Annotated in this window: 10 protein-coding genes; 3 read left to right on the top strand and 7 right to left on the bottom strand. The window is 57.6% G+C overall.

Annotation, left to right across the window (positions count from 1 at the left end; all coding sequences use genetic code 11):
- Positions 1-9: 9 nt before the first annotated feature.
- Complete coding sequence (gene leuS / locus JWR17_RS04250) at positions 10-2,616, bottom strand: leucine--tRNA ligase (RefSeq protein WP_299828625.1); 2,607 nt, start codon at positions 2,614-2,616, stop codon at positions 10-12.
- Positions 2,617-2,866: 250 nt separating this feature from the next.
- Between leuS and JWR17_RS04255 the strand changes: the two genes are divergently transcribed.
- Both JWR17_RS04255 and JWR17_RS04260 read left to right on the top strand, forming a co-directional pair.
- Positions 2,867-3,238 (top strand): hypothetical protein, encoded by a 372-nt coding sequence (locus tag JWR17_RS04255; RefSeq protein WP_299828627.1) that lies wholly within the window; start codon positions 2,867-2,869, stop codon positions 3,236-3,238.
- 126 nt (positions 3,239-3,364) lie between these two features.
- A complete protein-coding gene (locus tag JWR17_RS04260; RefSeq protein ID WP_299828629.1) occupies positions 3,365-4,132 on the top strand; it encodes a YdcF family protein in 768 nt (255 codons plus the stop codon).
- Positions 4,133-4,235: 103 nt separating this feature from the next.
- Here JWR17_RS04260 and lnt read toward each other — a convergent pair whose 3' ends face one another.
- From lnt to miaB, 5 genes are all read right to left on the bottom strand, one after another.
- The gene (gene lnt / locus JWR17_RS04265; protein ID WP_299828631.1) at positions 4,236-5,750 is read right to left on the bottom strand and encodes an apolipoprotein N-acyltransferase; all 1,515 of its coding nucleotides are present in this window, start codon (positions 5,748-5,750) and stop codon (positions 4,236-4,238) included.
- 15 nt (positions 5,751-5,765) lie between these two features.
- Complete coding sequence (locus JWR17_RS04270; protein ID WP_299828633.1) at positions 5,766-6,608, bottom strand: HlyC/CorC family transporter; 843 nt, start codon at positions 6,606-6,608, stop codon at positions 5,766-5,768.
- A gap of 5 nt (positions 6,609-6,613) precedes the next feature.
- Positions 6,614-7,114 carry an rRNA maturation RNase YbeY gene (gene ybeY / locus JWR17_RS04275; protein ID WP_299828635.1) on the bottom strand — a complete coding sequence of 167 codons (501 nt, stop codon included), beginning with the start codon at positions 7,112-7,114 and terminating at the stop codon, positions 6,614-6,616.
- Positions 7,107-8,129: a PhoH family protein gene (locus JWR17_RS04280; protein WP_299828637.1), complete on the bottom strand. Its 1,023-nt coding sequence runs from the start codon at positions 8,127-8,129 to the stop codon at positions 7,107-7,109. Before JWR17_RS04280 ends, ybeY begins: the two co-directional genes overlap by 8 nt.
- A 244-nt stretch (positions 8,130-8,373) precedes the next feature.
- Positions 8,374-9,702 carry a tRNA (N6-isopentenyl adenosine(37)-C2)-methylthiotransferase MiaB gene (gene miaB / locus JWR17_RS04285; protein WP_299828639.1) on the bottom strand — a complete coding sequence of 443 codons (1,329 nt, stop codon included), beginning with the start codon at positions 9,700-9,702 and terminating at the stop codon, positions 8,374-8,376.
- Positions 9,703-9,832: 130 nt separating this feature from the next.
- On the opposite strand from miaB, the gene JWR17_RS04290 reads away from it, so the two are divergent.
- Positions 9,833-10,159: a DUF1820 family protein gene (locus JWR17_RS04290; RefSeq protein WP_065833723.1), complete on the top strand. Its 327-nt coding sequence runs from the start codon at positions 9,833-9,835 to the stop codon at positions 10,157-10,159.
- Positions 10,160-10,213: 54 nt separating this feature from the next.
- On the opposite strand, the gene JWR17_RS04295 is transcribed toward JWR17_RS04290, so the two are convergent.
- Positions 10,214-10,762 (bottom strand): tetratricopeptide repeat protein, encoded by a 549-nt coding sequence (locus JWR17_RS04295; RefSeq protein WP_299828651.1) that lies wholly within the window; start codon positions 10,760-10,762, stop codon positions 10,214-10,216.
- Between the last annotated feature and the right edge of the window lie 20 nt (positions 10,763-10,782).

Consider the following 10,782-nt stretch of genomic DNA (forward strand, 5'->3'; position numbering starts at 1 on the left):
TTGATTCAATTAGCTTGCGACGATGTTGACCAGCTTGCCGGGAACCACGATCACTTTACGAATCGTCAGACCGTCGGTGAAGCGCAACACGCCCTCGTTGACGCGCGCCGCTGCCTCGACCTCTTCCCGGGTTGCGCTGGCAGGCATTTCGACTTGGCCACGCAGCTTGCCGTTAACCTGAATGACTAGCACCAGGCTGTCTTGTACCAACGCAGTCTTGTCCAGCACTGGCCAGCCTGCGTCAATGATTGCGTCGCTGTGGCCCAGCCGGTCCCACAACTCATGGCTGATGTGCGGAGTGATCGGCGCCAGCAGCAAGGCGACCGTTTCCAGGCCTTCCTGAAGCAGCGCACGGTCTTGCGGCGTTACGTGGGCGGCTTTTTCCAATACGTTCATCAACGTCATGACTTGCGCGATGGCGGTGTTGAATTTGTGGTGCTGGCCGACGTCCTGGCTGGCGTTTCTGATTGCCAGGTGGATCGCGCGGCGGATGGCTTTCTGTTCGTCGTTCAGGCCTGCGACGTTGAGCTTGGCAGTCAGGCCCAGTGACACGTGGGCATGGGCCAGGCGCCAGACGCGGCGCAGAAAACGGTGCGAGCCTTCGACGCCTGAGTCGGACCATTCCAGACTCATGTCGGGTGGCGATGCAAACATCATGAACAGACGGCAGGTGTCCGCGCCGTATTGGTCGATCATCGATTGTGGGTCAACGCCGTTGTTCTTCGACTTGGCCATTTTTTCGATGCCGCCGATTTCCACAGGCAGGCCGTCGCTAATCAGTTTCGCACCGATCACCTTGGCTTTGCTGTCGCGTTCGAGCTCGACGTCGGCCGGGTTGTACCAGGTCTTGCTGCCATTGGCTTCAAGGCGGAAATAGGTGTCAGCGATAACCATGCCCTGGGTCAGCAGGTTCTTGAACGGCTCGTTGGAGCTGACCAAACCTTCGTCGCGCATGAGTTTGTGGAAGAAGCGTGCGTAGAGCAGGTGCAGGATCGCGTGTTCGATGCCGCCGATGTATTGATCCACCGGCAACCAGTGGTTTGCCGCTTTGGGGTCAACCATGCCGCCTTCGTAATGAGGCGAGGCGTAGCGTGCGAAGTACCACGAGGACTCGACGAAGGTGTCCATGGTGTCGGTCTCGCGCTTGGCCGGTGCACCGCATTTCGGGCAGCTGCACTCGTAAAACGACGGCATGCGCGCCAAGGGCGAGCCAGCGCCGTCGGGAACCACGTCTTCAGGCAGCACAACAGGCAGCTGATCTTCCGGGACCGGCACATCGCCGCAGGTGTCGCAGTGCACGATGGGGATCGGGCAGCCCCAATAGCGTTGACGGCTGATGCCCCAATCACGCAGGCGGAATTGAGTGCGTGACTGACCCAGTTGTTTCTTCAACAAATCGGCTTCGATGGCGTCGAACGCGGCCTGGAAGTCGAGCCCGTTATAAACGCCGGAGTTGATCAGTTGGCCGTGTTCGCCATAAGCAGCCTGCCACGGCGCAGGCGTTTCATCGCCAGCACTGGTGCGCACCACCGGGACGATTGGCAAGCCGTACTGGGTGGCAAATTCGAAATCGCGCTCGTCGTGAGCGGGGACGGCCATTACAGCTCCGTCGCCGTAATGCATCAATACATAGTTGGCAACCCACACTGGCAGTTTTTCGCCGGTCAGCGGGTGCTCGACGAACAACGGCGTCGGCAGGCCTTTTTTTGCCTGGGTGGCGATGTCTGCCTCGGCAACGCTGCCGCTTTTGCATTCATGGATGAAGGCTTGCAGCTGTGGATTGCCTTGTGCAGCCAAGGTCGCCAATGGGTGTTCGGCGGCAACCGCGACGTAGGTCGCGCCCATCAAGGTGTCTGGACGGGTGGTGAAGACTTTCAGCGTGCCTGGTTCACCGATAGACGCCTGGTCGTACGGGAACTGCACTTCCATGCCACGGGATTTGCCAATCCAGTTGCGTTGCATGGTCTTGACTTGCTCAGGCCAGCCCGGCAATTCGTCAAGGCCAGACAGCAGCTCGTCTGCATAAGCCGTGATCTTGAAGTAATACATCGGGATTTCGCGTTTTTCGATAACCGCGCCAGAGCGCCAGCCGCGACCGTCGATGACTTGCTCGTTGGCCAATACGGTCTGATCCACCGGGTCCCAGTTCACCGTACCGTTTTTACGGTAGATCACGCCTTTTTCGAACAGGCGGGTGAAGAGCCATTGTTCCCAGCGGTAGTAATCGGGTTTGCAGGTGGTGATTTCCCGGGACCAGTCAACGCCAAGGCCCAGGCTTCGCAGCTGGGTCTTCATGTAGGCGATGTTTTCGTAGGTCCACTTGGCTGGGGCAACGTTGTTCTTCATCGCCGCGTTTTCAGCCGGCATGCCGAACGCATCCCAACCCATTGGCTGCAAGACATTTTTGCCTTGCATGCGCTGGTAGCGGGCGATCACGTCACCGATGGTGTAGTTGCGCACATGGCCCATGTGCAGCTTGCCGCTGGGGTAAGGGAACATCGACAGGCAATAGAAAGTCTCTTTGCCTGGCTGTTCACTGACTTCAAAGGATTTTTGCTCGTCCCAAAATGTTTGGGCGGCGGCTTCGATTTCGCGGGGCTGATAGAGTTCGTGCATGGCTACTTTTTACTAAGAAATTGGTGACCTCATCCTCTTCATTGCACCGCTGAGTCAGGTCGTGCTCAGTAGAGCGGGAAGTGGAATTAAAGGAAGCGCCGTAGCATACATGAGCGCTCACTATCGAGGGAAACCCTGATTGCTTCGAAAAGGCCGTCGCAGGCCGTTGGTCGCGGCATCCGGCTGATTTGGACAGCGGCGCTAAGCTGATTAACGGGGGAGTGCATTTTAACTTGGATGAGGTGGACGGATGGCAGAGTTGCAGCAACCCGCAATAAAACCCGAGCTTTACGAACGCTTGATCAATCGTCTTGGGCTTGCCTTGAACATCGCAAGGACTGCGGTTCGACTTCGCGATGAAGCACCTACAGAACTGGAGTTGCGGGGCTTGAGCCCTGCGGAATTCGAATTGATCGAAGCCTATCTGGACAAGAGCGCTTTCGGTTTCGGAGCTTATAGCTCTGGTTTCAAGGTTGATAGTGTGACCCTGGGCTCTTCTGCTGCACAGGCAATCGATGAATCAGTTGCGGTGACAAAACATTCAGCCAAGGTCATATGGCTGGACAGTCACCAGCGTAGCAAGGCTTCAGCACGGGGCAGGTCGTTATTCTTCAGGGGCTGATGGCTCAGATGGATGGCAATGTTCATAAAGTGCGACACATTTACCTAGCGGGCCTAGCGCTCGCGTAATAAGCATTGTTGCTTAGCGTCAATCCTTCTAGGCTTCGGGCATCTTTGGAGATGCTCGATGCCTATCCGTTATCTGATCAAACAATTGCTTCTGCCTCCCGGCATCCTTTTGCTACTGCTTTTACTGGCGTGGTGGTTTCGTCGTTCGCGGCCGCGGCTAGCCGGCGTGTGTTTCGCCATCGGGTTTGGTGGGTTGTGGATCATGAGCTTGCCCATTGCCGTGGAATGGGCTGCGCGCTCTATCGAAAGCGAACCCCTACTGCCGCGCAGTGAATGGGCGCTCCTGGCGCAACGGGCGGACGCGATTGTGGTATTGGGGTCCGGACGTGAACGTGACGATCCCACCTGGGGCATGGACATCCCGACCGGCGTAGCGTTGGAGCGCATGCGCTTTGCGGCGCGCTTGTCCAAAGACTCGGGCTTGCCGATCTTGACGTCTGGGGGTTTGCATTATGGCCAGCCGCCCAGTGAGGCCGCGATCATGGCCGATTCGCTGCAAAGCGATTTTGGCGTGACGGTGCGCTGGAAGGAAGAGGCGAGCCGTACCACGTGGGAAAACGCCACAATGAGTGCTGCCTTATTGCAGCCAAAAGGCCTCAAGCGCGTGGTGCTAGTGACCCAAGCCTGGCATATGCAACGCGCGCGCTGGAGCTTTGAAAAAGCCGGATTCACCGTAATCCCCGCGCCCGTGGGGTTCCTTGGCGTGGACAATGCCCGTCCGTTCAACGGCTGGTTGCCAGAAAGCAAAGCCGTGTGGCAAAGCGGGCAGTTGCTCAATGAAGCGGCCGGGTTGCTGGCCTATCCGTTGTTTTACCGGGGACGGTAAATCCGGCCTGATCCCTGTAGGAGCCAACGTGTTGGCGAGGCTTGACGGGGTCTGTCAGGCCGCCTCGCCAACGCGTTGGCTCCTACAGACGTTTTTCGACAATCTAACGATTTCGCCGCCGCGCCACTATCGCCCAGCCCACCAGCACAATCGACAGTATCGTCAACGGCCATGAGCGCCAGCGCAGGTAGGGGGTGAGGTCCTGCATCGGCACCACTTCGCCGTACAGTACGCCCTTCTGGAATTGCGGGATGGTCACGGTCATCTTGCCAAACGGGTTGATCAAGCCACTCACGCCATTATTGGTAGCCCGGATCATCCAGCGACCGGCTTCAAGGGCGCGCATTTTGGCCATTTGCAAATGCTGCAATGGGCCGATGGACGTGCCGAACCACGTGTCGTTGCTCACCGTCAGCAGCAGCTCGCTCTGCGCGGCAAGGCCCGCTGCGAACTCGGGATAGACCACTTCGTAGCAGATATACGGCGCAATCTGATAACCCTTGGCTTGTAGCAATGCCTGATCGCTAGGGCCGCGGGCAAAGTCCGACATCGGCAAGTTGAAGAAGGTGATCAGTCCACGCAACAAGTCTTGCAGCGGCACGTATTCGCCAAAGGGCACCAGCTTCTGTTTCAGGTAAGTGCCGTCGCCTTCGCCGACCACGGTGATGCCGTTGTAGTAACGGGATTCGCCATGGCTGCCGTGCTGACGTATAGGGACGCCGGTAATCAATGCCGAGTTGCGATCAGCAGCGAATTTGCCGAGCATCGACAAATAGCCTTCCGCCGATTCCTTGAGGATCGGAATCGCGGTTTCGGGCCAAATAATCAGATCAGCACGTTTGCTGGTAAACGTCATGTCACGGTACAACGCCAGTTGCGCGTTGAGCTGTGCCGGGTCCCATTTCATGCTTTGTTCGACGTTGCCCTGAATGGCAGCGACGCTCAATGCCGGGCCCGCCGGCGACGTCCACTCGTAGGTCTTCATTGATAGGCCCAACACCCAGGGCGCCACCAGTAACAACGCGCCAGCACCGAGCATGGACGCGTTGGCCCGCAACCGAGGCAGATTGCACAGCAGTGCGGCGGTCAGCGCCAGGGTGAAGGAGATCAGCCACATGCCACCGATAGGCGCGAGCCCGGACAAAGGTCCGTCAAGCTGGCTGTAGCCGGAGTAGAGCCACGGGAAACCGGTCAGGAACCAGCCGCGAAAGGCTTCTTGGGCCAGCCACACGCCAGCGAAAGCCAGGGCGTCGGTCAACGGCGCATCATTGCGTCGAATCCAGCGCGCCCACATCCAGGTCGGCAGGGCAAAGAACCAGGCGATGGCCGCGATGAACCCAAGCATCAACAAGCCCGCCAGCAGCACAGACGCACCGCCGTAGGTATGGATGCTCACGTAAATCCAGCTGGTGCCGGCGCCAAACAGGCCAAAGCCGTAGCACCAGCCACGGCCCAGCGCCTGACGCGGGCTTAGCTCGCGCAAACCCAGGTACAAAATGACCAGCGACACGATTGCCAGTGGCCAGATATCAAAGGGTGCCAAAGCCAACGTCGTCAGCGCGCCAGCCAGCATGGCCAGCAGATTGCCGGGCCAGCCGGGACGGGTGATCCACTGCATGCTATTCCTTAGGGCTCAGGCCCGCGAGATCGGGCTCAAGCGCAGTAAGTGAATACGGCGACTGTCGGCGTTGAGAATACGGAAGCGATAAGCGCCGATTTCAGTGGTTTCGTTACGCTTTGGCAAATGACCAAACGCACTCATCACCAAACCACCCACGGTGTCGAATTCGTCGTCCGAAAACTCGCTGTCGAAAAACTCGTTGAAGCTGTCGATCGGGGTCAAGGCTTTGACCAGGAAGTCGCCGCTGGGCAGCGGTTTGATGTAGCTGTCTTCCTCGACATCGTGCTCGTCCTCGATATCGCCGACGATTTGTTCCAGCACGTCTTCGATGGTCACCAGACCGGCCACACCGCCGTATTCGTCAATGACGATGGCCATGTGATTGTGATTGGCGCGGAATTCACGCAGCAGTACGTTCAGGCGCTTGGATTCAGGTACGAACGTCGCGGGTCGCAGCAGGTTTTTGATGCTGTCCTTGTCGCCGTCTTCTTTAAGAATCAGCGGCAGCAGATCCTTGGCCAGCAGCACGCCGAGGACATCGTCGTGGCTTTCACCAATCACCGGGTAGCGCGAGTGCGCGGAGTCGATGACGGCAGGCAGGAATTCGCGGGGAGTCTGAGTCGCCTTGATGCTGATCATCTGCGAGCGCGGGACCATGATATCGCGCACCTGCAGGTCAGCCACCTGAATGGCGCCTTCGACGATGGCCAGCGCTTCGCTGTCCAGCAGCTTGTTTTGATGGGCCTCGCGCAGCAGCTCAAGCAGCTCCTGGCGGTTTTTCGGCTCGTGGGCAAAGGCCTGGGTGAGTTTCCCCAGCCATGACTTTTGCCCGTTGCTCGATCGGTCTTCGCTCATAGCCCTTACTCGTGGTCCTTGCTGGTGGTCTCTGGGAATTGCTGGTCAGTGGTTTCGTCGTCGGCGTAAGGATCGGGATAACCCAACTCTTCAAGCAACGTTCGTTCCAATGCTTCCATTTCTTCAGCTTCTGCATCGTCGATATGGTCGTAACCGAGCAAATGCAAGCAGCCATGAATGACCAGATGCGCCCAATGCGCATCCAGAATCTTGCCTTGTTCGATGGCTTCGCGGGCCACAACGGCCACGCAGATCACCAAGTCGCCCAGCAGCGGGATGTCCAGAAACTCATCGGGCACATCGGCAGGAAAGGACAGTACGTTGGTTGCGTAGTCCTTATGCCGCCAGGTGTTGTTGAGTTCCCGGGCTTCGGCTTCGTCGACCAGACGAATGGTCAGCTCCGAATCAGCGGTGCGTTGACGCAATGCCAGTTCGCACCATTGACGGAATTGGGCTTCGCTTGGGACTGTTGCTTCGGTCGCAAGTTGCAGGTCCAGCTCAAGCATCGCGGCGGTTATCCCTGCTGGAAGACGACGTGCTGATGGTTTCGTCGTTGGCGCGATTCTCGTAGCGCTCGTAAGCTTCGACGATGCGCTGCACCAGCGGGTGACGCACCACATCCTTGGGCTTGAAGTGAGTAAAGGTGATACCCGGCACGTCCTTCAGAACGTCCATCACGTGGTTCAAGCCCGACTTGGTGCCCTTAGGCAGGTCCACCTGAGTGATGTCGCCAGTGATGACGGCGGTTGAGCCGAAACCGATGCGGGTCAGGAACATCTTCATCTGCTCGACGGTGGTGTTTTGGCTTTCGTCGAGAATAATAAAGCTGTTGTTCAGCGTGCGACCGCGCATGTAGGCCAGCGGCGCAACTTCGATCACTTGACGCTCCATAAGCTTGGCGACGTATTCGAAGCCCAGCATCTCATACAGCGCGTCGTACAGCGGGCGCAGGTACGGGTCTATCTTTTGTGCCAGATCGCCGGGCAGGAAGCCGAGCTTTTCGCCCGCTTCCACGGCCGGACGCACCAGCAAGATATGGCGAATCTGTTCGCGCTCAAGGGCATCCACTGCACACGCCACTGCCAGGTAGGTTTTGCCAGTACCCGCAGGGCCGATGCCGAAGTTGATGTCGTTGGCGAGAATTTCTTTGACGTAACGCTGCTGATTCAAGCCGCGTGGGCGAATCATGCCCTTTTTGGTACGCAGGGCTACGCCGACTTCGGCGGCAGGGTGATTGTCCAGTTCTTCGACGCCTGATTCCTGAAGGAACAGGTGAACCATGTCGGGTGACAGCTCGCTACCTTTGGTTTCCCGGTACAAGCGCCGTAACAGGTTTTCAGCCGAAGTGGTGTGTCGGGGTTCGCCAATCAGCTCGAATTGATTACCGCGATTGCGGATTTCGATGTCCAGGCGTTGCTCGATCAAGCGCAGATGCTCGTCAAATTGCCCGCACAGATTTGCGAATCGATGGGCCTCGAAAGGTTCAAGGATAAAACGATGTGGTTCGATGGGAGCGTTCAAGGTCGTTTTTAGCCGCCCTACGGCAATGGAGATGATTGGAGAATAACCCTAGTGGTCGGTGGGCGAAAGCCTTCACTTACTAATGGTCTTGCAGGGTGTGGATTCACCGCCGTCCTGTCGTGCAGCAAACTCAATTTCTGTAGGAGCTGCCGAAGGCTGCGATAAGGTCGGCACGACCTTCGGGGTTTTAAGAAAGCGACCGGTTTCCGGTCGATCGCAGCCTTCGGCTCGTACAGGGATTGTGTTATTGCAACAACGACCCGCGCAGCGAGTGAGGTTGCGCGTCGTCGATGTGGACGTCGGCGAACTGGCCGATCAATTTGGGGTTGTCACAGCGAAAGTTGACGATCCGGTTGTTCTCGGTACGCCCTTGCAGTTCGCCGGGGTCTTTTTTCGAGTAGTCGGTGACCAGAATCCGCTGGGTGCTGCCGACCATTTGCCGGCTGATCTCGTAACCCTGCTGGTTCAGACGATGCTGCAAAGCGGCCAGACGCTCCTTTTTCACGGCTTCAGGGGTTTCGTCTTTAATGTCAGCTGCGGGTGTTCCTGGGCGCGGGCTGTAAACAAAGGAGAACGAGAAGTCGAAGTTGACGTCTTCAATCAGCTTCATGGTCTGCTCGAAGTCTTTTTCAGTCTCGCCGGGGAAGCCAACGATGAAGTCCGAACTGATGCTGATGCCCGGAACCGCCGCCCTTAATTTGCGCAGCTTGGATTTGTATTCGAGCGCGGTGTGGTTGCGCTTCATCGCCGACAAAATCCGGTCGGAACCCGATTGCACCGGCAAATGCAGGTGCTTAACCAGTTCTGGCACTTCGGCGTGGGCCAATATCAGGCTGTCGGAAAACTCCAGCGGGTGCGACGTGGTGTAACGAATACGGTCGATACCGTCCACGGCTGCCACGGTGCGGATCATCTCGGCCAAGTCCGCCAGCCGTCCATCATGGGTCACGCCGCGATAACCGTTGACGTTCTGACCCAGCAACGTCACTTCACGCACACCGTTTTCGGCCAGATGCATGACTTCGCTGACCACGTCATCGAACGGACGGCTGACTTCTTCGCCACGGGTATAAGGCACGACGCAGAAGGTGCAGTACTTGCTGCAACCTTCCATCACCGACACATAAGCACTTGGTCCGTCGACGCGTGGCTCTGGCAAGTGATCGAACTTTTCGATTTCCGGGAATGACACATCGACTTGCGGCAGGCCGGTAAGGCGCGCAGCGTTGATCATTTCCGGCAAGCGGTGCAGGGTTTGCGGGCCGAACACCACGTCCACATAGGGTGCGCGATCACGAATCGCCGCGCCTTCCTGACTGGCGACGCAACCGCCCACAGCGATCACCATCTCCGGGTTGGCCAGTTTCAGCTCGCGCCAGCGACCCAGTTGGGAGTAAACCCGGTCCTGGGCGCGCTCGCGAATCGAACAGGTATTAAGCAAGATGACGTCGGCATCTTCTGCGCGAGCAGTGACTTCCAGGGCTTGATGTTCGCCCAGCAGATCGACCATGCGCGAGCTGTCGTACTCGTTCATTTGGCAACCGTGGGTTTCGATATAAAGCTTCTTGGCCATGCGTGATCATCAGGTGGTTCGAAGAACCGCGCATTATAGAGGCGCAAGTCTCTGGTTCCTAGCGCTGACTGTCCAATGGACATGCTATAGTTCGCGCCCTCTTTAAGCCCCCGATTGTTACCCGCCCGCCATGACCAAACGCGAAGCTCCAATTTATAAGGTGATTTTCCTCAACCAGGGACAGGTGTTCGAGATGTACGCCAAGCAAATCTATCAGAGCGATCTGTGGGGTTTCCTCGAGGTGGAAGAATTCGTCTTCGGCGAGCGTACAACCGTGGTCGTAGACCCCAGCGAAGAAAAGCTCAAGGCTCAGTTCGAAGGCGTGGTGCGCAGTTTTGTGCCGATGCATTCGATTGTGCGCATCGACGAAGTCGAGCGTGTCGGCACGCCGAAGATCAGCGAAGCGCGGGGCACCAGCAACGTAATGCCATTCCCGATGCCAATGCCGGACAAGTAAGGTTTTCTCAGGGCTATAGATTCAGAGTCAAGCAGCGCAGGGTCGATCAGCGACTCAAGGCAGTGGAGCGAACGGCGTGCGACCTTCAGCCGTTTGCAGCTCTTGCAGGTAATTACGGAAAATCTGCCCCAGCACCTGGGTAGCGACTTCCAGCTCATCGCGCTTCATCTTCGAAGACACTTCATCGGCGCTGTCCAGCGCCTCTTCCGAACCATTGACGGCCGCCATCTTCAGCACGATATACGCCTGGATGTTGTTGGCTTGAACGCCTTCGCCATGGAAGAACATTAAACCGAGCCGGTATTGCGCCTGGGCATGACCTTGCAGCGAAGCTTTTTCGAAATAATTCAGTGCTTGAGTGAGGTCACGAGGCGTATTTTTGCCGTCGTAATAAAACTGTCCCAACTCGAATTGTGCTTGTGCATCCCCGGCTTGCGCGGCCTTTTGGCATACCGCCAATGCTTCAGGCAGGTTGTCTGGCTGAGTATTGAGGGTGCAGCGACCCACCGCTGGGATTAACAACGAGTTGCCACCTGCATTCGCCAGCAGGGGATGAAGAAGCAACAGGCAGCCCAAAGCAAGGGTGCGGCCGGTGCGGTTCATGGGAATCGACTTACCTCTCA

This window comes from Pseudomonas sp. (assembly GCF_028293835.1).
Classification (GTDB): domain Bacteria; phylum Pseudomonadota; class Gammaproteobacteria; order Pseudomonadales; family Pseudomonadaceae; genus Aquipseudomonas.

What these genes read in the sequence shown, in the direction of transcription:
- leuS (WP_299828625.1), bottom strand. Translation starts at nt 2,616, where the DNA reads ATGCACGAACTCTATCAGCCCCGCGAAATCGAAGCCGCCGCCCAAACA.
- JWR17_RS04260 (WP_299828629.1), top strand. Translation starts at nt 3,365, where the DNA reads ATGCCTATCCGTTATCTGATCAAACAATTGCTTCTGCCTCCCGGCATC.
- JWR17_RS04290 (WP_065833723.1), top strand. Translation starts at nt 9,833, where the DNA reads ATGACCAAACGCGAAGCTCCAATTTATAAGGTGATTTTCCTCAACCAG.
- miaB (WP_299828639.1), bottom strand. Translation starts at nt 9,702, where the DNA reads ATGGCCAAGAAGCTTTATATCGAAACCCACGGTTGCCAAATGAACGAG.
- lnt (WP_299828631.1), bottom strand. Translation starts at nt 5,750, where the DNA reads ATGCAGTGGATCACCCGTCCCGGCTGGCCCGGCAATCTGCTGGCCATG.
- JWR17_RS04295 (WP_299828651.1), bottom strand. Translation starts at nt 10,762, where the DNA reads ATGAACCGCACCGGCCGCACCCTTGCTTTGGGCTGCCTGTTGCTTCTT.
- JWR17_RS04270 (WP_299828633.1), bottom strand. Translation starts at nt 6,608, where the DNA reads ATGAGCGAAGACCGATCGAGCAACGGGCAAAAGTCATGGCTGGGGAAA.
- JWR17_RS04255 (WP_299828627.1), top strand. Translation starts at nt 2,867, where the DNA reads ATGGCAGAGTTGCAGCAACCCGCAATAAAACCCGAGCTTTACGAACGC.
- ybeY (WP_299828635.1), bottom strand. Translation starts at nt 7,114, where the DNA reads ATGCTTGAGCTGGACCTGCAACTTGCGACCGAAGCAACAGTCCCAAGC.